Origin of the sequence: Vibrio chemaguriensis, assembly GCF_012275705.1 — a bacterium.
Classification (GTDB): domain Bacteria; phylum Pseudomonadota; class Gammaproteobacteria; order Enterobacterales; family Vibrionaceae; genus Vibrio; species Vibrio diabolicus.
The window spans coordinates 1-21,744 of sequence record NZ_SHOE01000030.1; the positions used below are offsets into that span (position 1 = coordinate 1).

At 45.5% G+C, this 21,744-nt stretch carries 17 protein-coding genes; 10 read left to right on the forward strand and 7 right to left on the reverse strand.

The genetic code is table 11. From position 1 onward, the window contains the following. Window positions 1-325 precede the first annotated feature (325 nt). The 3 genes from EX191_RS20085 to EX191_RS20095 all read left to right on the forward strand — a co-directional run bounded on the left by EX191_RS20085 (window position 326) and on the right by EX191_RS20095 (window position 2,573). Window positions 326-514, forward strand: a complete 189-nt coding sequence (locus EX191_RS20085) for a (2Fe-2S)-binding protein (protein WP_031780493.1) — start codon at window positions 326-328, stop codon at window positions 512-514. A 101-nt stretch (window positions 515-615) separates the two neighbouring features. Beyond that, window positions 616-1,092, forward strand: a complete 477-nt coding sequence (bfr, locus tag EX191_RS20090) for a bacterioferritin (RefSeq protein ID WP_005395745.1) — start codon at window positions 616-618, stop codon at window positions 1,090-1,092. Between the two features lie 203 nt (window positions 1,093-1,295). Continuing rightward, window positions 1,296-2,573, forward strand: a complete 1,278-nt coding sequence (locus tag EX191_RS20095; RefSeq protein ID WP_006742766.1) for a malic enzyme-like NAD(P)-binding protein — start codon at window positions 1,296-1,298, stop codon at window positions 2,571-2,573. A 113-nt stretch (window positions 2,574-2,686) separates the two neighbouring features. Here the strand turns inward: EX191_RS20095 and metJ are convergent, their stop codons facing one another. Beyond that, window positions 2,687-3,007, reverse strand: coding sequence for a met regulon transcriptional regulator MetJ (metJ, locus tag EX191_RS20100; protein ID WP_005381353.1), 321 nt, complete (start codon window positions 3,005-3,007; stop codon window positions 2,687-2,689). Window positions 3,008-3,232: 225 nt separating this feature from the next. Between metJ and EX191_RS20105 the strand changes: the two genes are divergently transcribed. The 3 genes from EX191_RS20105 (at window position 3,233) to metF (ending at window position 7,981) form a co-directional block, all read left to right on the forward strand. Continuing rightward, window positions 3,233-4,396, forward strand: a complete 1,164-nt coding sequence (locus tag EX191_RS20105) for an O-succinylhomoserine (thiol)-lyase (protein ID WP_114324092.1) — start codon at window positions 3,233-3,235, stop codon at window positions 4,394-4,396. Window positions 4,397-4,408: 12 nt separating this feature from the next. Further along, on the forward strand, window positions 4,409-6,817 hold the full coding sequence (locus tag EX191_RS20110) for a bifunctional aspartate kinase/homoserine dehydrogenase II (protein ID WP_164667092.1): 2,409 nt from the start codon (window positions 4,409-4,411) through the stop codon (window positions 6,815-6,817). Between the two features lie 261 nt (window positions 6,818-7,078). Then, window positions 7,079-7,981, forward strand: coding sequence for a methylenetetrahydrofolate reductase (gene metF / locus EX191_RS20115; RefSeq protein ID WP_012841345.1), 903 nt, complete (start codon window positions 7,079-7,081; stop codon window positions 7,979-7,981). 74 nt (window positions 7,982-8,055) lie between these two features. On the opposite strand, the gene EX191_RS20120 is transcribed toward metF, so the two are convergent. The 3 genes from EX191_RS20120 to argE form a co-directional block, all read right to left on the reverse strand. Beyond that, window positions 8,056-8,595 (reverse strand): PadR family transcriptional regulator, encoded by a 540-nt coding sequence (locus EX191_RS20120; RefSeq protein ID WP_005395734.1) that lies wholly within the window; start codon window positions 8,593-8,595, stop codon window positions 8,056-8,058. 424 nt (window positions 8,596-9,019) lie between these two features. Beyond that, window positions 9,020-11,653, reverse strand: a complete 2,634-nt coding sequence (gene ppc / locus EX191_RS20125) for a phosphoenolpyruvate carboxylase (protein ID WP_193448356.1) — start codon at window positions 11,651-11,653, stop codon at window positions 9,020-9,022. A 272-nt stretch (window positions 11,654-11,925) separates the two neighbouring features. Continuing rightward, window positions 11,926-13,062 carry an acetylornithine deacetylase gene (gene argE / locus EX191_RS20130; protein WP_193448357.1) on the reverse strand — a complete coding sequence of 379 codons (1,137 nt, stop codon included), beginning with the start codon at window positions 13,060-13,062 and terminating at the stop codon, window positions 11,926-11,928. Window positions 13,063-13,206: 144 nt separating this feature from the next. Between argE and argC the strand changes: the two genes are divergently transcribed. From argC to argH, 4 genes are all read left to right on the forward strand, one after another. Next, window positions 13,207-14,211, forward strand: coding sequence for an N-acetyl-gamma-glutamyl-phosphate reductase (argC, locus tag EX191_RS20135; RefSeq protein WP_193448358.1), 1,005 nt, complete (start codon window positions 13,207-13,209; stop codon window positions 14,209-14,211). A 21-nt stretch (window positions 14,212-14,232) separates the two neighbouring features. Then, entirely contained in the window at window positions 14,233-15,024 is a 792-nt protein-coding gene (gene argB, locus EX191_RS20140) for an acetylglutamate kinase (protein WP_012841348.1), read from the forward strand. An 84-nt stretch (window positions 15,025-15,108) separates the two neighbouring features. Further along, window positions 15,109-16,323, forward strand: a complete 1,215-nt coding sequence (locus EX191_RS20145; RefSeq protein WP_065645889.1) for an argininosuccinate synthase — start codon at window positions 15,109-15,111, stop codon at window positions 16,321-16,323. 253 nt (window positions 16,324-16,576) lie between these two features. Continuing rightward, on the forward strand, window positions 16,577-18,451 hold the full coding sequence (gene argH / locus EX191_RS20150; RefSeq protein WP_104971008.1) for an argininosuccinate lyase: 1,875 nt from the start codon (window positions 16,577-16,579) through the stop codon (window positions 18,449-18,451). 206 nt (window positions 18,452-18,657) lie between these two features. Here the strand turns inward: argH and EX191_RS20155 are convergent, their stop codons facing one another. From EX191_RS20155 to EX191_RS20165, 3 genes are all read right to left on the reverse strand, one after another. Beyond that, window positions 18,658-18,927 (reverse strand): DUF3624 domain-containing protein, encoded by a 270-nt coding sequence (locus EX191_RS20155; protein ID WP_012841349.1) that lies wholly within the window; start codon window positions 18,925-18,927, stop codon window positions 18,658-18,660. Between the two features lie 390 nt (window positions 18,928-19,317). Beyond that, a complete protein-coding gene (locus EX191_RS20160; protein ID WP_193448359.1) occupies window positions 19,318-20,790 on the reverse strand; it encodes a dihydrolipoyl dehydrogenase in 1,473 nt (490 codons plus the stop codon). A gap of 192 nt (window positions 20,791-20,982) precedes the next feature. Next, on the reverse strand, window positions 20,983-21,711 hold the full coding sequence (locus tag EX191_RS20165) for a redoxin family protein (RefSeq protein WP_193448360.1): 729 nt from the start codon (window positions 21,709-21,711) through the stop codon (window positions 20,983-20,985). Window positions 21,712-21,744: the final 33 nt, after the last annotated feature.

The window sequence follows — 21,744 nt, forward strand, 5'->3', positions numbered from 1 at the left end:
ACGAATTAAACGAAATCTTGCACTCTTCTTCTTTATGAAGAAAGCGCATCGAGAAAGGGAAGCTTAGGCTTCCCTTTTTTATATCTAAATTATATTTGGTTATAAGTGTTCGTAGGAAATGCGTTAATTTTTTAATTTAAAAACAGAATATTACCGGCTCTATTTTTCAACACCTTTGGTCGTAGCACCTAACTCTCTGATCTTTGACTACTGTCCCCAAATCTATATAACAAAATATTCTGAATAGGCCTATCAATGCGACTGGTAACAAGAACTATTCTTGTTTATATTGGTTGCCACAGGTTAATTTAATAGGTTTTTGAGTATGTACGTTTGTCTTTGCCATGGGGTCTCCGACAAGAAAATTAGGAAGTTGGCGATAGATGAAGGCGTAACGGATATTAAAGGAATCAAAAAATGCACAGCATTGGGTAGCCAATGTGGTAAGTGCATCAGACAGGCCAAGGATATTTTAGCGGAAACCAGTTACACGGTATTCAAACAAGCTAGCTAATTACTGTGAGCATGCAGTAATTAAGTAATTATTTGCCTAGCGTTTTGACACCTTCTCATTTGCTTCTACATTTAAATGAAGCCAAAGAGGAGGTTTTTGTCATGAAAGGCGATCCAATCATCATCCAACATCTCAATAAAGTGCTCGGAAATGAGCTCATCGCTATTAATCAGTATTTTCTTCATGCTCGAATGTATAAGGACTGGGGGTTAAAGCACCTAGCAGATAAGGAATATCACGAATCTATCGATGAGATGAAACATGCCGATCATCTGATTGAGCGTATTTTGTTTCTTGAGGGCTTACCTAATCTACAAGATTTAGGCAAGTTGATGATAGGTGAAGACACTAAAGAAATGCTCGAGTGTGACTTAAAGCTTGAAATGGCCGCCATTCCAGATTTAAAAGATGCGATTGCTTATGCTGAAGACATTCGAGACTATGTGTCTCGCGATCTGTTTCAAGATATTCTTGAAGATGAAGAAGAGCATGTTGATTGGCTAGAGACGCAACTTGGCTTGATTGAAATGTCTGGCATTGAGAACTACCTCCAAGCGCAATACGTAGACGAAGAGTAATAGCGTCCAGGATTTTGCGCACTTCAATTGTAAGAAGAAAAGAGCACCTGACTCGAAAATCAGGTGCTTATCCCCGCTATCTGGTCTAATCTCTTTTATTATCGGCTTTTTAAGGATATTGCTCGCAATCTTGCCTATGAAGTTTGATTTCTATCCGATAGAATTTATCCCCCCTTACCTAAAAATAAAAAAGAGAAACGTCCATGTCTGAAGACAATCGCCAAGCAGCCACTCCAGAAGAAGAACATCGCCAAAAAGCATTGGATTACCATGCTTATCCAACTCCAGGGAAGATTGCTGTCGAATTGACAAAACCTGCGGAAACGGCGGGTGATCTTGCCCTTGCTTACAGCCCAGGTGTTGCAGAACCAGTGCGTGAAATCGCACAAAACCCTGATAACGTGTACAAGTACACAGCGAAAGGCAACATGGTTGCTGTTATTTCTAACGGTACCGCTATCCTGGGTTTAGGTAACCTAGGTCCACTTGCATCTAAGCCAGTGATGGAAGGTAAAGCGTTACTGTTTAAACGTTTTGCTGGCCTTGACTCGATTGATATTGAAGTTAAGCACCGCACGATCGATGAATTTGTTGATACTGTTGCAAGCATTGCAGACACTTTTGGTGGTATCAACCTTGAAGATATTAAAGCACCAGATTGTTTTGAGATTGAAAAGCGTCTAATTGAGCGTTGTGATGTACCAGTATTCCACGATGATCAGCACGGTACTGCGATTGTAACAGCGGCAGGCATGCTGAACGCGATCGAACTTCAAGGTAAGAAGCTTGAAGACTCAACGATCGTTTGTCTTGGCGCCGGCGCTGCAGCCGTTGCGTGTATGGAGCTGCTGATTAAATGTGGTGCAATGCGCGAAAAAATTTACATGCTGGATCGTAAAGGTGTAATCCACACTCGTCGTGATGATCTTAATGAATACAAGCAGCTATTCGCAAACAACACGGACAAACGCACATTAGAAGACGTGATTGAAGGCGCGGATCTGTTCCTAGGTGTATCTGGTCCAAACCTATTGCCAGCGGAAGCGTTGAAGCTGATGGCAGATAAGCCAATCGTATTTGCATGTTCGAATCCAGATCCTGAAATTAAGCCTGAACTTGCCCACGCTGTTCGTGATGATTTGATCATGGGTACTGGCCGTAGTGATTACCCGAACCAAGTAAATAACGTATTGTGTTTCCCATTCATCTTCCGTGGTGCTCTTGATGTGCGCGCAAGTGAAATCAATGATGAAATGAAACTTGCAGCCGTTGAGGCGATTCGTGAGCTAGCAAAAGAGCCTGTACCTGAAACTGTATTGAAGGCCGCAGGCGTCGATAAGCTTGAGTTTGGTGCAGACTACATCATTCCAAAACCAATGGACTCACGTTTACTACCACGTGTTGCAAAAGCTGTGGCTCAGGCGGCAGTTGATTCAGGTGTTGCTCGTATCGAGATGCCTGAAAACTACATGGCAGAGTAATATATCTATTAGATGTGATGTACAAAAAATGGGACGCAATCGCGTCCCATTTTTTATATCATTCTTTTGGCTCGAGATAAGAATTGCTATCTGAAGCCTCCAGCCTCGCTTTTTTACTCTTCGTCAAACGACTCAAATTCGATGCCCATTTCCGTCATCAGTGCTTTTACTTCTGTTGGAATATCATCTGGACGGTCTTTACGAAGGTCTTCATCTGTTGGAAGTGGCTGACCTGTGTACGCGTGCAAAAATGCTTCGCATAGTAATTCACTATTGGTTGCATGGCGTAAGTTATTGATCTGACGGCGAGTACGCTCATCAGTTAGCACTTTTAAAACTTTTAGCGGGATAGAGACGGTAATTTTTTTTACTTGTTCGCTTTTTTTGCCGTGCTCTGCATATGGGCTAATGTATTCGCCATTCCAGTCAGCCATTGCACACCTTCATTTATGTAATCGGTTAAAAATAATTTAGGTGCTGATTTTAGCTGCATTTACCGCCATAAGCAAAGACATATAGACGTCTAGAAGTGTTGACGTCTCATTTTTTGACGAGTAAAGTGAACAGAACAGCAAAGGAAGCGTGTTGATCACTTTATTTTACTCATTAGATATAGCGCATTCCTATTTAGAAGTCATTACCCGTGAAAGGATACACCCATGAGCTCTCGCAAACCTGCGACCATTGCAGTACGCACTGGTATTGAATCAGACAGCCAATATCACGCTGTCGTTCCACCTATTTATCTTTCCACTAACTATGGTTTTCCTGCTTTTGGTGAAGTACCTAAGTATGATTACACGCGATCTGGAAATCCAAACCGCGGACTGTTGGAAAGTGCGTTATCTGAACTCGAGTCTGGAAAAGGAGCGGTTGTCACGAACTGCGGTACGTCGGCATTAAATTTATGGGTGTCCGCTTTTCTTGGCCCTGATGATCTCATTATTGCTCCTCACGATTGTTATGGCGGCACCTATCGTCTTTTTAATACCCGAGCCAACAAAGGCGATTTTAAGGTTCAGTTTGTCGATCAATCAGACGAGCAAGCTTTGGATGCAGCATTAGCACAAAAACCAAAACTCATTTTGCTAGAAACTCCGTCAAACCCTCTGGTTCGCGTAGTGGATATTGCAGCTACCTGTGAAAAAGCGAAACAAGTCGGCGCGTTAGTTGCGGTGGACAATACCTTTTTGACACCCGTGTACCAAAAACCTTTAGAGCTAGGTGCGGATTTTGTTATCCACTCCACAACGAAGTACATCAACGGTCATTCAGACGTGATTGGTGGCGTGATCATCACCAAAACAGAAGCGCATGCAGAAGAGCTTGCATGGTGGGGAAATTGCATTGGTGCGACTGGCACACCTTTCGATAGTTATATGACGTTGCGAGGCATTCGTACACTTGGTGCTCGCATGCGAGTGCATGAAGAGAGTTCACAGCAGGTACTGGCTTATCTCCAGAAGCAAGCGTTAGTTAAAACCATTTATCATCCAAGCCTGCCGGAGCACCCAGGTCATGACATTGCTAAAAAGCAGCAAACTGGTTTTGGCTCTATGTTGAGCTTTGAGTTTGCCGGTTCGTTTGAGCAGTTAAAAGTGTTCGTTAAAGAGCTCCAACTGTTTTCATTGGCTGAGTCATTAGGTGGAGTTGAAAGCTTGATTTGTCATCCGGCATCCATGACGCATCGCGCTATGGGAGAGGAAGCACTTGCAGAAGCGGGGGTGTCGCATCAACTATTGCGTTTGTCTGTCGGCTTGGAAGATGCACAAGATCTCATCACAGATTTAGAGCAAGCATTCGCTAAAGCTGCCCAACAATAGGAGACGATAATAATGACTTTACAACGTCAGCTGCATAAGTTTGGTGGCAGTAGCTTAGCAAACCCAGAATGCTATTTACGCGTTGTGGATATTCTTAAGGAGTATTCGACGGAAAATGATCTTGTGGTCGTCTCGGCGGCAGGAAAAACCACTAACCGCTTGATTGAGTTCCTGGAAGGGCTAGACAAAGATGGCCGAATCGCGCATGAAGCACTTCAAAGCCTAAGGCAGTTCCAAACGGAGCTAATAGAAAACTTGTTGGAAAATGAAGTACAAGAAGAACTATTAGCGTTACTGCATGATGAGTTCAGTACCTTATCTGAGCTGACAGCACCACTCACTGGCGCGCAAAAAGCCGCGGTACTAGGACACGGAGAAGTTTGGTCTGCTCGCCTATTGGCCGCGTTATTATCTCAACGTTCTATCCCCGCTGTTGCACAAGATGCACGAGCGTTTTTACGTGCGGAAGCCGGGACTCAACCTGAAGTTGATCGCGCTCGTTCATATCCTTTGATAAAAGAAGTTCTCGCGCAACACAATCATAAACGTGTGGTAATTACTGGCTTTATGGCTCAGAACGAGGCGGGCGAAACCATTTTACTTGGTCGTAATGGCTCTGACTATTCTGCAACTGTCATTGGTGCTCTGGCTGAAGTGAGCACAGTCACCATTTGGAGTGACGTTGCCGGTGTCTATAGTGCCGATCCGCGTTTGGTGGCAGACGCGTGTCTGTTACCGTTACTTCGATTGGATGAAGCCAGCGAACTCGCCCGTTTAGCCGCCCCAGTCCTACACAGTCGTACACTTCAGCCTGTGGCGCAAAGTACTATGGATCTCAACCTCAAGTGTAGCTATCTGCCGGAATCGGGCTCTACTCGTATTGAGCGTGTCTTAGCGTCTGGCCGTGGCGCTAAAATTATTACCTCGCTGGATGATGTTTTATTGGTGCAGCTGTCTTTCATGCATGGGCACGACTTCGAAAAAACACAGAATGATGTATTACAAGCGTTGCAGCGAGCGCAATTGGAGCCATTGGCATTTGAGGCACAGCCCGATCAACACACGTTGCGCTTGGCGTATACCGCAGAAATTGCCGGTGGCGCACTGAAACACTTACAAGAGCTTGCGGTTGAAGCGGAGATTAAGCTCAAAGAAGGCTACTCTCTCTTAGCGGCGGTAGGCGCTGGCGTTACGAAAAACGCCAACCATTGTTTTGGTTTTTATCAGAAGTTAAAACACTCTCCGGTTGAATTTATTTCTGAAACTGAGTCGGGGCTGAGTTTAGTCGCCGTTTTGCGTCGTACTGATACCGAAGTGTTGGTTCAAACGATTCATAGCCAGTTGTTCCAAGCGCAAAAGCGCGTGGCGGTGGCTTTATGTGGCAAGGGCAACATTGGTTCTAGTTGGTTAAATTTATTTGCAACTCAAAAAGGTGAGCTCGAAAAACGTCATGGCATGAGCTTCGACCTTGTCGCGGTCGTGGATAGTCAAACCTACTGGTTCGATGAGCAAGGTATTGATGCAGCAAGTGTTGCTGAACGATTTGATGATGAAAGCCTAGCAAACGATGGGTCTTGGTTGACTCAATTAGGAGCGCTAAAAAATTACGATGAAGCCGTAGTGCTTGATGTGACAGCGAGTAAAGACTTAGCTCAGCGCTATGTAGAAATTGCGCAGCAGGGCATTCATTTGATTTCCGCTAACAAAGTGGCGGGTTCGGCAGATAGCCAGTATTACCATCAGGTTCAAGATGCATTCGCTAAAATTGGTCGTTATTGGCTGTACAACGCGACGGTTGGTGCAGGGTTACCAATAAACCATACCGTGCGAGATCTACGTGAAAGTGGGGATGAGATCGTTGCTCTATCGGGTATTTTCTCAGGGACGTTATCATGGTTATTCCAACAATTTGACGGCTCAGTACCATTTAATGATTTAGTCGACCTCGCTTGGCAGCAAGGTTTAACAGAGCCTGATCCTCGTTCTGATTTAGATGGTTCAGATGTGATGCGTAAGCTGGTTATCTTAGCTCGAGAGTCTGGTCTCGATATTGAGCCGGGCAGCGTTAAGGTTGAATCTCTGGTACCAGAAGAATTAAGAAAACTTAGCATCGATGACTTCTTCGATAACGGAGGGCTGTTGAGTGAAATACTGCAAGAGCGCCTGACAAAAGCACAGAGAAACGACCAAGTGCTTCGCTACGTTGCTCGTTTAGAAAAAAATGGTAAAGCGACGGTGGGAGTAGAAGCGTTATCTCGTGAACATGCGCTCGCCAACCTACTGCCGTGCGACAACATTTTTGCCATTGAAAGTAAGTGGTACAAAGATAACCCACTCGTTATTCGAGGGCCTGGCGCAGGAAGAGAAGTGACAGCCGGCGCGATTCAATCCGACCTCAACCGATTAGCCGGTTTATTCTAAAGTTGCGAGATACCTAAAACCCTGGAACCCGACCAGGGTTTTTTATTTTGCCTTCAGTGCCATACTGAAGTATCGGCTTGTGATAAGTGGTGAAATAACGTTCAAGTAATAACTTGAACTATCCTCATTATTAACTTGAGAAAAATTCATAATTACAAGGTTGACATTAAATCGTATTCAATACATTCTGTAGACATATAGACGTCTAAACGTCGATTTAAGGAATTTGTTTTCGTGGCGGAGTGCCACAGGGAGAGTAAGATGGGATACACGCACGCAGGCCATATTGACGCCTTGAACCAGAATATTGCTGAGTTGTCAGACAACATCAATGTATCATTTGAGTTTTTTCCACCAAGCAGCGCTAAGATGGAAGAGACACTCTGGAATTCAGTGCACCGTCTTAAAACGCTCCAACCTAAATTTGTTTCTGTGACTTACGGCGCTAACTCTGGCGAGCGTGACAGAACGCACTCCATCATTAAAGAAATCAAAGCAACAACCGGATTGGTTGCTGCTCCTCACCTCACTTGTATTGATGCGACTCGCGAAGAGTTGATTAATATTGCCGATGATTACTGGAATAATGGCATTGAAAATATCGTTGCTCTGCGTGGTGATATTCCTCCTGGTGGCGGTGCGCCTGACATGTATGCCTCGGATCTGGTTGAGCTGCTGAAATCACGTCACGATTTTGATATCTCAGTAGCCGCATTTCCTGAGGTTCACCCTGAAGCTAAAAGTGCGCAGTCTGACTTATTGAACCTAAAACGTAAGGTAGATGCAGGTGCAAACCGTGCAATTACTCAGTTCTTTTTTGATGTTGAGTCTTATCTGCGATTCCGTGACCGTTGTGTAGCGGCAGGAATTGACGTAGAAATTGTGCCAGGAATTTTGCCTGTATCGAACTTTAAGCAAGCGTCTCGCTTTGCTGCGCAGAACAATGTGAAAGTACCAGGCTGGATGAGTAAACAGTTCGAAGGCTTGGATGATGATCCGGTGACTCGTCAGCTTGTAGGAGCTAGCCAAGCTATTGATATGGTGCGCGTACTTAGTCGTGAAGGCGTTAAGGATTTCCACTTCTACACCCTAAACCGTGCAGAGATGACTTACGCTTTATGTCATACGCTAGGCGTTCGTCCTCGCGTTGCAGTAGGTGCATAAATCGACCGGGTTTCAAAAAGACAAAAGGCTTGCCGAGTGGCAAGCCTTTTTCGTTGTATCAAAGTAAAAGGAAATTAACCAATCACTTCAAGTTCTGTTAGGACTTCTTCAGCCCAAGTGATCCACGTTTCACGTAACAGTAGGTTACGACGAAGCGTTAAACGCTCTAGGCGAGCTTGTTTGTCTAAAGTTGACGGCGTTGCGTAGTAAGCCGCTTCAATTTCTTTGTAGTGAGAAACCAGTTTGCGAGACTCTTCAACCAGTTCGGCGAGTTGATCACGGAAAGGTGTTGATGGTTGAACGGCACATGCCATCAATTTCGCTGAAAATTCATCACGAACAGTCGGGTGTGCAGTTGGTTGATCAAACCATTCTCCTAAAGCGCTGCGACCAGCATCTGTGATGGAGTAAACCTTACGGTCTGGTTTGCCTTCTTGGGGTTCTAATACGCAAGTAACCAGCTCTTTCTCGGCCATTTTATTGAGTTCACGGTACACTTGTTGGTGGCTTGCTTTCCAGAAGTAACCGATGCTAGCAGAGAATTCTTTAGTGATATCGTAACCGGTTGCGTCGCGAGTGCTAAGAACAGTTAAGATTACGTGTGGTAATGACATGTCTTCAATCCAAATGGTCAATAAACTTGTAAACAAGCTACTTATACTTTCAGCTGTGCTCTTTCTGGCACTTGAGTTTTTTAATGTATAAGTAGCACCAACAATGTTGGTCCTGTCACCTTAAAGCCGTTTATCACCTAGAGAGATGGGGAGTCCCATCATGGCTGGAGCAGGTATGATTGGATTTATGAGCTCTCAGCAGGCAAGTAGTATATAAATAATAAGCATGAAGTGGAATAGTAGGACAAAATTACCCTAAAAAACTAACATAATAATCAATAGTGTTAACTTGTGGTTTTTTATTCTTTTTGTGTGGTAATTTTTGGGTTTTTTATAGTTTATTAAACTGCCTTTTGGTTGTGCAATTATCCAGCGCCAAAAAAAGCTGAGCACTTGCTCAGCTTTTTTATTACAAATGAAGCGATTAGCCTGTGTTGCGCATGCCAGCTGCAATACCAGCAATTGTCACCATTAGCGCTTCTTCTAGGTTTGCAGATGCTTCTTCGGTTTGGCGTGTACGGTATAGCAACTCGGCTTGTAGCATGTTCAATGGCTCAACGTAGATGTTGCGCAAGCGAATCGATTCGAGTCCCCAAGGGTCATGCTGCATCAAGTTTTCGTTGTTCTCTACATTCAGTACTGCTTTGATATCTTCTTGAAGCTGAGCGCGAAGCTTTTCACCGAGTGGACGGAGTGATTCATCCACCAATCGCTCATCGTAATAGCGAGAAATATCGATATTACACTTCGAGTACACCATTTCTAACATGCCAAGGCGAGTCGAGAAGAACGGCCATTCACGACACATCTCTTCGAGCAGCGCTTGGTGACCTTTATCGATGGAGTATTGAATCGCTTCACCCGCACCTAACCATGCTGGAAGTACCAAACGATTTTGGCTCCACGAGAAGATCCATGGGATTGCACGTAAGCTTTCCACTCCGCCCTTCGGATTACGTTTTGCAGGACGAGAGCCAAGTGGCAACTTACCGAGCTCGAGTTCTGGTGTCGCTTGACGGAAGTAAGGCACAAAATCAGGCTCGCCGCGAACTACGTTGCGATAAGACTCGCAGCTAACTTCTGATAGCACTTCCATTAAGTCGCGCCATTCTTGTTTTGGCTCTGGTGGTGGCAATAGGTTGGCTTCTAGAATCGCGCTCGCGTAAAGGTTAAAACTGTTTACGGCGACATCTGGAAGGCCCAGTTTAAAGCGGATCATCTCGCCCTGTTCTGTTACGCGCAAACCACCTTTCAAGCTTTTTGGTGGTTGAGACAGAAGTGCTGCGTGTGCTGGCGCGCCGCCGCGGCCTACTGTACCGCCACGACCGTGGAATAGAGTCAGTTCAACACCTTCTTCTTCCGCCACTTTTACTAACGATTCCATCGCATGGTACTGAGCCCAGCCTGCAGACATGACACCCGCATCTTTCGCTGAGTCAGAGTAACCAATCATGACCATTTGGTGGTTTTGGATAAAGCCACGGTATAGGTCGATACCCATCAGCTGTTTGATGACCGATTCTGCATTGTTCAAGTCGTCTAGAGTCTCGAATAACGGGCAAACATCCATACGATATGGGCAGCCAGCTTCTTGCAGAAGTAGGTGGACTGCTAACACATCCGATGCAGTGCGTGCCATAGAAATTACGTAGGCACCGAATGCTTCACGCGGTTGTGCTGCAATAATCTTACAGGTGTCCAAAACCTCTTTGACAGGTTCTGATGGTTCCCAATCACGAGGCAGAAGAGGACGCTTAGATGCGAGTTCGTTGGTTAGGAAAGCAATCTTATCTTGCTCGCTCCATTGTTCGTAATCACCAATGCCTAAGTAGCGGGTTAATTCAGACAATACGTCTGAATGACGCGTGCTCTCTTGGCGGATATCAAGTCGAACAAGATGAATACCAAATGCTTTTACGCGGCGCAATGTATCTAGTAGAGAGCCATTTGCGATCACACCCATGCCACATTCATTTAGCGACTGGTAACAGGCATACAGAGGTTCCCAAAGTTGCTCGACTTTTTGCAACGGAGCTTTAACGGCCAGTTTTTGACCATGGATCTTAGCATCGAGAATATCTTTGGTTTCGTTCAATAGTGAGCGAAGTTGTTTCAGGATCGCACGATATGGTTCGTGCTGATCTTCGCCAGCAAGCTCACGAACTTGGTCGTTTGAAACCGTCATAGACAGTTCACTGATCAACTCGTTGATGTCATTGAGATAAAGATCTGCGGCTTTCCAACGAGACAGAAGCAATACTTCACGTGTCACGCTATGAGTGACGAACGGGTTACCGTCGCGGTCGCCCCCCATCCAAGAAGAGAAGTGCACAGGGCGCGCATCAATTGGTAAACCTTCACCCAAGTAAGACTGCAGACGATCATTCATTTCACGTAAGAAGTCTGGCACCGCTTCCCATAGTGAGTTTTCAACGACTGCAAAACCCCATTTTGCTTCATCCAGCGGAGTAGGGCGCTGTTGTCGAATTACGTCTGAATGCCAGCTTTGCGCGATCAGTTGCTCTAAACGACGCTCGGTTTTCTTGCGCTCTTTAGAAGAAAGATCACTCAGTTCCAACTTTGATAAGCACTCGTTGATCTTGACCAACTTGTTGATCATCGTGCGACGCGTGATTTCCGTTGGGTGAGCCGTCAATACCAATTCAATATTCAGATCACGAACCGCTTGCGCAGTGTCCAGTTTGCTCACATCGTTTTGTACCAGTTTAGAAAACAGCGAGTTAATCGCGTCTGGTTCACAAATGTGCTCTTCACAATGGCGTGAAATCGTGTGGTATTGCTCAGCAATATTGGTGAGATTTAGAAATTGGTTAAACGCACGGGTAACGGGCGTTAGCTGCTCATCAGGTAAATGTTTGATTTCTTCGATCAAGCTGTCCCTGTCTGCTTGATTTCCTGCTTGAGCTGATTTGGATAATTTACGAATGGTTTCCACTTTCTCGAAGATTTCTTCGCCATGGGCATCGCGAATGGTGTTACCCAATAAGTGGCCTAACATGCGCACATTACTTTTGAGTGCGGCGTATTTCTCGTTCATTGTCGTCCTGCCTCGTAAAAAAACTACATCCATTGTCCTTGTTAAGACTCCAATCTAGCGAAAAGCACCAGTTATAGTCAAATAAAGCAGACTAAGTTTGCAATTATTCCGCTGTCTCCTGATTTAGAGCAAATTTACGGCAGCTGTAGAATAAGAAGTGAAAATTAATTACAAAATAACAAGTTAAAGAAGTGTTAAGACTAGTGCTAAATTGTGAAGATAAAAAGATGCAGCTCAATCGAGCTGCACTGACTTTTGAGTTTATTCGCGTATTAACAGCAATACTTGACCATTGCCTTTGAAAGCACATCAATTGTGGGATCGATAAAATCAAATGAGAGAAACTCATCCGGTTGGTGCGCTTGGTCAATTGAACCCGGGCCAAGAACTAAGGTTGGACAGAGCTGTTGTAAGAAGGGCGCCTCAGTACAGTAGTTCACGGTTTCTGAACTGGTTTGGCAGATCTCTTCAACACCACCGATAAATGGGTGGTCATGTTGGCATTCGTAACCCGGAATTGGTTCATGTAACGGAATTATCTCCAAGCGTCCAGGCCACTTTGCTTCGACTTCTTTTAATGCTCCGCGCAGCATATTTTCTAGGCCATCCAGGCTGATCCCTGGTAGTGGGCGAACATCATAGTGCAGCTCACAGCAACCACAAATACGGTTAGCGCTGTCACCGCCGTGAATGTGTCCAAGGTTTAGGGTAGGGCTTGGAATGGCAAAACCCGGATGGTGGTATTCTTTCACCAATTTATCGCGCAGTTGCATCATGGCAAACATCACTTCATGCATGATCTCAATCGCGTTAACGCCTAAGGCAGGATCGGATGAATGGCCTGACTTACCCGTGACCCGAATTGCATTCGCCACATGACCTTTGTGGCCGCGAATAGGAACGAGGCTGGTAGGCTCACCAATAATGCAGTAATCCGGCTTAAAAGGGGCGTTTACGGTGAAATGTCGTGCACCCAACATTGTGGTTTCTTCGTCACAAGTGGCTAATACGTATAGCGGCTTGCTCTGCTTGCTCCAGTCGACTTTTTTGACGGCTTCGTAAATAAAGGCAAAAAAGCCTTTCATGTCTGCCGTGCCTAAACCGTAAAAGCGGTTGTCTTTTTCAGTCAGCTTATGTGGATCAAAGTTCCATCGCCCTTGATCGAATGGCACGGTATCACTATGGCCAGCAAGTAAAAGGCCGCCTTCACCCTCTCCCATACGTGCGATCATATTGTGCTTGCCTGGCTCGACTTCGATCACTTCAACGCTAAAACCCAGATCTTTAAACCAAGATGCGAGTTTTTCGATGACTTTTGCATTGCCCTGATCCCAGCTCGGATCCGTGGAGCTGATAGAAGAGGTGCTGATGAGTCCTTCATAGACCTCTAGAAAAGTTGGTAATTGCATGGATTCTTCAAATCTCCTGTTGACAGACAGACCACAAAAATGTAAAACACATATTAAATCATATTTAATGAATAAAAAATCAAAATAAAGCAAAAGTTAAATATGAATAGTCATTTAAGCCTTTAAGTATATGGATGTCACACAATGCTAAAAACCACGATTATTGGAGCCAGCGGTTACACCGGCGCAGAGTTAGCGTTAATGGTTAATAAACACCCACAACTCACGCTATCAGGTTTATACGTTTCCGCCAACAGTGTTGATGCAGGAAAGAATATTGCGCAGCTGCACGGTAAGTTAGCAGGCATCATTGCTATGCCGGTTTCGCCACTAACGGATCCACTGCAAATCGCTCAAGAATCGGATGTGGTGTTTTTAGCAACGGCTCATGAGGTGAGCCACGATCTAGCCCCAACTTTCTTGGAGGCCGGCTGTCAGGTATTCGATTTATCGGGGGCATTCCGCGTCCAAAGTGAAGGTTTTTACACCACCTTTTATGGCTTCGAGCATCAACATAATAACTGGCTAGATAAAGCTGCATACGGCTTAGCAGAGTGGAATCAGGAATCAATTAAAACTGCTCCCTTAGTTGCTGTAGCAGGTTGCTACCCGACTGCTTCGCAGTTAGCCATCAAACCTCTACTCGAAAATGCATTAGTGGATACCAATCAATGGCCTGTCATTAACGCGATCAGCGGTGTGTCCGGAGCTGGGCGTAAAGCTTCTATGGTGAACAGTTTCTGTGAAGTGAGCTTGCAACCTTATGGTGTATTTACTCATCGTCACCAACCAGAAATTGCTCAGCACTTAGGTTGCGATGTGATTTTTACTCCGCACCTAGGCAACTTTAAACGCGGCATTCTTGCCACTATCACCATGAAGCTTGCGCAAGGTGTGACAGAAGCACAAGTGGCACAGGCGTTTGAACAAGCTTATCAAGGCAAGCCTGCGGTGCGTCTTAAAGGCGACGGTATTCCACGTATTCAGGATGTCGAAAATACCCCTTTCTGTGATATCGGCTGGAAGGTACAAGGCGAACACATCATTGTGATTTCGGCTATCGACAATCTACTTAAAGGTGCATCGAGTCAAGCGATGCAATGTCTCAATATTCATTACGGTTACCCAGAACTGACAGCGTTGCTGTAGTCGTTGAAAGAGGGAAATGCGATGACGCAAACCAATCAAGCTCCTTTAGTCATTAAGCTAGGCGGTGCTGCTCTATCTTGCACTCAAACCTTAAGCCAACTGTTTGGTGCCATTGCGGCTTACCAAAAATCGGCACAGCGACAAATCGCCATCGTTCATGGCGGTGGCTACCTAGTTGATGAGTTGATGGCAAAGCTTCAGCTTGAAACCGTAAAGAAAAACGGTTTACGCGTAACGCCTTACGATCAAATTCCGGTGATTGCAGGTGCGCTTGCAGGTACCGCAAATAAGTTGCTTCAAGGTCAAGCGATTGCGGACGGTCTTAACGCTGTGGGTCTTAGCCTTGCGGATGGTGGTTTGTGTCTTGTTGAAGAACTTGACCCAGAACTCGGCGCGGTAGGTAAAGCATCACCGGGTGATTCAACGCTATTACAAGAGGTACTAAACACAGGTGCATTGCCGATCATCAGTTCAATTGGCTTAACCACAGATGGCCAGATGATGAATGTGAATGCTGACCAAGCCGCAGTCGCGGTGGCAGGTGCTCTCGATGCTGAATTAGTCCTGTTGTCAGATGTGAGTGGCGTACTCGATGGCAAAGGGCATTTGATCAAAACGCTATCTGAGCAAGAAGCCGATGCATTGATCAAAGGGCAGGTGATCACAGACGGCATGATCGTCAAAGTTAAAGCTGCTTTGGAGGCGGCCAATGATCTTGGTCGTCCTATCGAAGTCGCGACCTGGCGTTACCCAGAAAAATTAGTACAGCTATTCGCTGGTGAAAGTATTGGAACGCAATTTTTGCCTCAATAAGCATCAGCAAAAGAATTCAATATTAGGAAGTAGTAGTTGGCACTGACCGCCGAGCGCAGCGCCAGTTAAGTTTGGAGAATAAAGATGAGCAAAGTGAACGTAAATAAAGTGGTAGTCGCATACTCAGGCGGTCTAGATACCTCAGTAATTATCCCGTGGCTAAAAGAGAACTACGATTGTGAAGTCGTTGCTTTCGTTGCCGATGTTGGTCAAGGCGCAGAAGAGCTAGAAGGTATTGAAGAGAAAGCAAAAGCCTCAGGTGCTTCTGAGTGTTACATCGCTGATCTGAAAGAAGAGATGGTGGCGGATTACATTTACCCAACGCTAAAAACCGGCGCGTACTACGAAGGTAAGTACCTGCTGGGAACATCAATGGCGCGTCCAATTATTGCTAAAGCACAGGTTGAAGTCGCACGTAAAGTGGGCGCGGACGCATTGTGTCACGGCTGTACAGGTAAAGGTAATGACCAAGTTCGTTTCGAAGGCGCATTCGCAGCACTAGCACCAGATCTACAGGTGATTGCCCCTTGGCGTGAATGGGACCTAGTGAGCCGTGAAGAATGTTTAGATTACCTAGCTGAGCGTAACATTCCTTGTTCAGCGTCTCTTACTAAGATCTACTCACGTGATGCAAATGCATGGCATATTTCCACTGAAGGTGGCGTCCTAGAAGATACGTGGAACGCACCAAACGAAGATTGCTGGGTATGGACTGTAGACCCAGAGCAAGCACCAAACGAAGCGGAATACGTCACGCTGAAAGTAGAAAAAGGTGAAGTGGTCGAAGTTGATGGTGAAGCGATGACACCATACAACGCGTTGGTGTATCTAAACGAAAAAGGTGCGAAGCACGGTGTTGGTCGTATCGATATCGTTGAAAACCGTCTAGTAGGAATGAAATCTCGTGGCTGCTACGAAACACCGGGAGGCACCATCATGATGGAAGCGCTGCGTGCCGTTGAACAGCTAGTGCTAGACAAATCATCATTCGAATTCCGTGAAGAGCTGGGTCTAAAAGCGTCTCACCTTGTATACGATGGCCGTTGGTTTACGCCGCTATGTAAGTCGATCCTTGCCGCTTCTGAAGAGTTAGCGCAAGACGTGAATGGCGAAGTGGTTGTTAAGCTCTACAAAGGCCAAGCCACGGTAACGCAAAAACGTTCTGACAACAGCTTGTACTCAGAAGAGTTCGCGACTTTTGGTGAAGATGAGGTTTACGACCAAAGCCATGCGGGTGGTTTCATCCGTCTTTACTCGCTATCAAGCCGTATCCGTGCGTTGAACAGCCAGAAGAAATAATCTCTCCACATCTCGGATTGAGTAAAGACCTGCTATTGGATAGCAGGTCTTTTTTGTTGGCTTACGTCTACGAGCACAAAGATGCAAATGCATTCCGTTTGAATATATATGTAAAAATATTGAATTTATACTTTATTTTTTGTCGAAATTGCCGTAACGTTGACCCATAAGAAAAAGTGAGCAAATGACCATCAAATTGGTTACTACTCATTCGAGAACGTTAGAGTAAGCAATAGTCATCAGGAGAAACGCAATGGCATTATGGGGCGGAAGATTTACCCAAGCGGCAGACACTAGATTTAAAGAGTTTAACGATTCGTTGCGTTTTGACTACCGATTGGCTGAGCAAGACATCGTAGGTTCAATCGCATGGTCTAAAGCTCTGCTTTCTGTAGATGTTCTATCTGCAGAAGAACAGCAAAAGCTGGAACTTGCTTTAAACGAGCTGAAGTTAGAAGTGATGGAAGATCCTCATCAAATTCTTCGCTCAGATGCAGAAGATATCCACTCTTGGGTTGAACAGCAGCTGATTAGTAAAGTGGGAGATTTAGGTAAAAAACTCCACACTGGGCGTTCTCGTAATGACCAAGTAGCGACAGACCTAAAACTTTGGTGTCGTCAGCAAGGCCAGCAACTGTTGATTGCTTTAGATCGTCTGCAAGCACAAATGGTTCATGTTGCTAAGCAGCACCAAGGTACTGTATTGCCTGGCTATACTCATCTTCAGCGCGCTCAACCTGTCACCTTTGCTCACTGGTGTTTGGCTTATGTTGAAATGTTCGAGCGTGACTACTCTCGTCTGAATGATGCCTTACAGCGTCTCGACACTTGTCCACTTGGCTCGGGTGCTTTAGCTGGCACGGCTTATCCGATTGATCGTGAACAATTAGCTCATAACCTTGGTTTCCACCGCGCTACGCGTAATTCACTCGATTCGGTTTCGGATCGTGATCATGTGATGGAACTGATGTCGGTGGCCTCGATTTCTATGTTGCACCTTTCTCGTCTTGCAGAAGATATGATCTTCTACAACTCAGGGGAGTCTAACTTTATTGAGTTAGCGGATACGGTGACGTCTGGTTCGTCATTAATGCCACAGAAGAAAAATCCGGATGCACTTGAGTTGATCCGTGGTAAGACAGGGCGTGTCTATGGCGCATTATCGAGCATGATGATGACAGTGAAAGCCCTACCATTGGCGTACAACAAAGACATGCAAGAAGATAAAGAAGGGTTGTTTGATGCGTTAGACACATGGAATGATTGCATGGAAATGGCAGCGCTGTGTTTTGATGGCATTAAAGTGAATGGTGAGCGTACGCTTGAAGCTGCGAAGCAAGGGTATGCGAACGCGACGGAGTTAGCTGATTACTTAGTGGCGAAAGGCATCCCATTCCGTGAGGCGCACCATATTGTGGGCGTAGCGGTGGTAGGGGCAATTGACAAAGGCTGCGCGCTGGAAGAATTGTCTCTGCAAGAGCTAAAAGCCTTCTCTGAGGTGATTGAAGATGATGTGTATGACATTCTGACAATAGAGTCTTGTTTGGAAAAACGTTGTGCGCTGGGTGGCGTTTCGCCTCACCAAGTCGCTTATGCGGTAGAGCAAGCGGATAAACGTCTGAGCCAGCGTGACAGCTCGGCAGTGAAAGTGCGTCCTGCACGTTTGACGGACATTGAAACACTAGAGGGCATGGTGGCTTATTGGGCGAACCTCGGTGAGAATCTACCCCGCTCTCGAAATGAGCTCGTGAGAGATATAGGCTCCTTCGCGGTGGCTGAGCATCATGGTGAAGTGACAGGTTGCGCTTCTCTATATGTGTATGACTCAGGGTTGGCTGAAATACGCTCTCTTGGTATCGAAGCGGGCTGGCAAGGCCAAGGGCAGGGCAGTGCAATCGTAAATCACTTGGTTGAGAAAGCACGTCAAATGGCGATAAAGAAGGTCTTTGTCCTCACTCGAACGCCAGAGTTCTTTATGAAGCAGAGCTTCTTACCAACATCGAAGTCGCTGTTGCCGGAAAAAGTCTTGAAAGATTGCGATCAGTGTCCACGTCAGCACGCGTGTGATGAAGTGGCGCTAGAGATCAATTTAATGGAGCAAGTGATCCAAAAATCGCATGTGGCATGAGCTGAAATTTCGGAGTGATTTTATTAGCATTCAATGACATAGTTATTTTCTGATTCACTTACATCAGTATTTGCTAAAAAAATCGAAAAAATTTGGAACCTTTGAGAGGAAGCTCGGTCTATTAAAGTACCACTGCTTTTTCTTAGAAGAATCTAAGAGAGCCCCAGAGCTGATATTGGTTTTGGGGCTTTTTTCTATCTGCCACTTTACTCTTTTTTATCCGTCTCTTTTCGTCCTCGCCGACGTTGCCACGGCAAGATGACAAAACGCATCCATAAGTGCAAAAACAATAAAATATTGAAAGCGAAACCAGCAAAGATCAAAGCGATCGACTCGATGCTTTGTGGATCATCTTTGAACGCAAACCACCACACAATCCAGCACAGTACCGAAAGCACCGTTAACTGATCCAAGCATCGTTGGCAACGCCCAAGCTTTTTCCAAAACCAATGTTCCTCGCAACGGCGACAAGTCATAGTGTTTTCCAAGGCATCAGTGTTGCTTCAGATTATATACCCAACACAAAGAGAGAAAGCGTTTTTTGTCGCAGCTTAGAGTGCAGGAACACAACCAAAAATGGAAAGTTAGCTTTGTAGAGCTTATGTGGCACGTGATTGATGTATGGTGCGCTGTCAGTCTTTAATAGGAAAAATAATCATGTCGACAGAATTGAAATTTGCGCTGAGTATCGCTGGTGGCTTTTTTACGATCGGTGTAGTCGCGATCATCATGGTAAGTCGTTACGCAATGATGGCAGTGTAGTACTTATGTAATCGCCTCAAAGTAGTCAACAGAAAGCCTCGTTAATCACGAGGCTTTCTGTTTTGTTTGGTATGTAAAGACTGGCTCGATTGAGTATGAAAGCGTTAGCAACCAGGCCCACAGTCAAGGCAATGTTTCACCATTTCTGGCCCTAAGTGTAGTTTTGCATTCAAATCACGTAGAGCGGTGCGGACACCCTCTTCGATCACTGGATGGTAGAAGGGCATATCTAGCATCTCAGAAACCGTCATTCTATTTTGGTGTGCCCAAGCCAAAAGATGCGCGAGGTGTTCTGCGTTCGGCCCCATCATCTCTGCACCTAAAAAGCGTCCAGTACCTTGCTCGCCATAGACATGTAACATCCCTTTGTTTCGTAGCATGACACGTGAACGTCCTTGATTCTCAAACGAGACTTCGCCAGTAACAAAACAACCACAGCTTCCTAAGCGAGTTTCCAGTTGTTTGAAAGTTTCACCGACCATAGCTATTTGCGGATCGGAGAATACAGCTGAAATTGGCGAACGACGCAGACCTGCACGAATATCCGGGAAGCGAGCAGCATTATCACCAGCAATGCGACCTTGGTCAGCGGCTTCGTGCAGCAGTGGAACTTGGTTACTTGCATCACCCGCAATAAAAATACTCTCTACGGAGGTTTGCAATGTGTAGTGATCTGCGGTTGGTACACCGCGTTCATCTAATGCCACATTGGTGTTCTCGATCGCTAGCTTATCTACGTTTGGACGTCGTCCAGTGGCTGCTAAAACGTAATCAACAATAAAGGTTTCTAATTCACCGTCGTGGTTAATGAATTTGATTTCAACTTTATCTGCGCCTGCTGCATTCGATGATGGTATGCGCTTCATGCTTTCTACTTTTACATCGGCATCAAGATAGAACTCTTCTTTAAAAGTTTTATCTGCATAAGCCATCACTTCTGGATCTGTCAGTGGACCAACTTGACCACCAAGACCAAAGAGCTTCACTTTCACCCCTAGGCGGTGCAATGCTTGACCGAGTTCAAGACCGATCACTCCAGGGCCAAATACCGCAACGGACTCAGGCAAATCATCCCAATCAAAGACATCATCATTAATTACGAGACGGTCACCCAACTCATTCCAAGCTGCTGGATAAGCAGGACGAGAGCCCGTCGCGATCACAATCCGTTTTGCGGTGACCTGAGTATGATCATCTATGATGAGAGTGTGGTCATCGGCAAACTTCGCGTAGCCCGATAGTTTGTCTTCAGCGGGAATATCATCGACACTTTCAAGCACAAAGCCAACAAAACGATCGCGTTCGCGCTTTACACGATCCATAACTTCTTGTCCGTTAATGCGTATTTCACCTTGCGGATGGATCCCAAATCCAGGCGCTTTTTCGATTTGGTGGGCACTTTCTGCGGCCGCAATCAACAGCTTAGAGGGCATGCAACCGACGCGAGCACAGGTTGTTCCGTAAGGGCCGCCTTCAATCATTACTACGCTATTAGTATGAGCTTTTGCTGCTCGATAAGCGCCAAGACCAGCAGTACCACCACCAATAATCGCTACGTCGACATTAACTTGTTTCATCGTGAACTCTCGCTTTTTGTTTTTAAGCCAAGCTAGCTACATTGAGCTTGGAGAGTGAATTGGGTCGTTGAATCTGTATAAGGAGTCACCTTATCGGTAGACGACTACTTATCTAGACTGGTAGAAGAAGTGAGTTAGGGTTGGCCTCCGAGCCAAAGGCACCGGAGACCGAGGGTGTAGGCTATGGACAGCTTAGCCTAGATACGCTTCTAGCTCTTCGCTACCGCCGATGTGCTTGCCACCGATAAAGACTTGTGGAACAGTCGTGCGACCAGATATAGCTCGTAGACTAACTGTCGTTGCGTCTTTACCCAGAATCACTTCTTCATATTGAAGACCGTGGTCAATCAGGTTTTGTTTCGCTTTCATACAGAAAGGGCAGCCTGGTTTAGTGAACACCGTGATGGATTCTTGCGTTTTGTAGTCAGGCGCTATGTAATTCAGCATCGTATCTGCGTCTGACACCTTGAATGGGTCGCCTGGTTCGTTTGGCTCAATGAACATTTTTTCTACTACGCCATCTTTTACTAGCATGCTGTAACGCCATGAGCGTTTACCAAAGCCGATGTCGTTTTTATCCACTAACATGCCCATGCCATCGGTGAACTCACCATTACCGTCAGGAATGAAGGTGATGTTTTCTGCTTCTTGGTCTTGTTTCCATGCATTCATCACGAACGTATCATTGACTGAGACACAAATAATCTCATCCACTCCGTGCTCTTTAAATACAGGGAACAACTCGTTGTAACGAGGTAGATGGCTTGATGAACAGGTTGGAGTAAATGCACCTGGTAAGCTAAATACGATAACGGTCTTACCTTTAAATAGCTCATCAGTCGTTACATTCATCCAAGAGTCACCTTGACGAACTGGAAAAGTAACTTGAGGGACTTTTTGACCTTCTTTAGATACAAACATAATGATTTCCTTTAACTATTTTAAATTATGCGT

Coding starts and splice junctions, on each gene's coding strand:
- EX191_RS20085 (WP_031780493.1), top strand. CDS start 326: ATGTACGTTTGTCTTTGCCATGGGGTCTCCGACAAGAAAATTAGGAAG.
- bfr (WP_005395745.1), top strand. CDS start 616: ATGAAAGGCGATCCAATCATCATCCAACATCTCAATAAAGTGCTCGGA.
- EX191_RS20095 (WP_006742766.1), top strand. CDS start 1,296: ATGTCTGAAGACAATCGCCAAGCAGCCACTCCAGAAGAAGAACATCGC.
- metJ (WP_005381353.1), bottom strand. CDS start 3,007: ATGGCTGACTGGAATGGCGAATACATTAGCCCATATGCAGAGCACGGC.
- EX191_RS20105 (WP_114324092.1), top strand. CDS start 3,233: ATGAGCTCTCGCAAACCTGCGACCATTGCAGTACGCACTGGTATTGAA.
- EX191_RS20110 (WP_164667092.1), top strand. CDS start 4,409: ATGACTTTACAACGTCAGCTGCATAAGTTTGGTGGCAGTAGCTTAGCA.
- metF (WP_012841345.1), top strand. CDS start 7,079: ATGGGATACACGCACGCAGGCCATATTGACGCCTTGAACCAGAATATT.
- EX191_RS20120 (WP_005395734.1), bottom strand. CDS start 8,595: ATGTCATTACCACACGTAATCTTAACTGTTCTTAGCACTCGCGACGCA.
- ppc (WP_193448356.1), bottom strand. CDS start 11,653: ATGAACGAGAAATACGCCGCACTCAAAAGTAATGTGCGCATGTTAGGC.
- argE (WP_193448357.1), bottom strand. CDS start 13,062: ATGCAATTACCAACTTTTCTAGAGGTCTATGAAGGACTCATCAGCACC.
- argC (WP_193448358.1), top strand. CDS start 13,207: ATGCTAAAAACCACGATTATTGGAGCCAGCGGTTACACCGGCGCAGAG.
- argB (WP_012841348.1), top strand. CDS start 14,233: ATGACGCAAACCAATCAAGCTCCTTTAGTCATTAAGCTAGGCGGTGCT.
- EX191_RS20145 (WP_065645889.1), top strand. CDS start 15,109: ATGAGCAAAGTGAACGTAAATAAAGTGGTAGTCGCATACTCAGGCGGT.
- argH (WP_104971008.1), top strand. CDS start 16,577: ATGGCATTATGGGGCGGAAGATTTACCCAAGCGGCAGACACTAGATTT.
- EX191_RS20155 (WP_012841349.1), bottom strand. CDS start 18,927: ATGACTTGTCGCCGTTGCGAGGAACATTGGTTTTGGAAAAAGCTTGGG.
- EX191_RS20160 (WP_193448359.1), bottom strand. CDS start 20,790: ATGAAACAAGTTAATGTCGACGTAGCGATTATTGGTGGTGGTACTGCT.
- EX191_RS20165 (WP_193448360.1), bottom strand. CDS start 21,711: ATGTTTGTATCTAAAGAAGGTCAAAAAGTCCCTCAAGTTACTTTTCCA.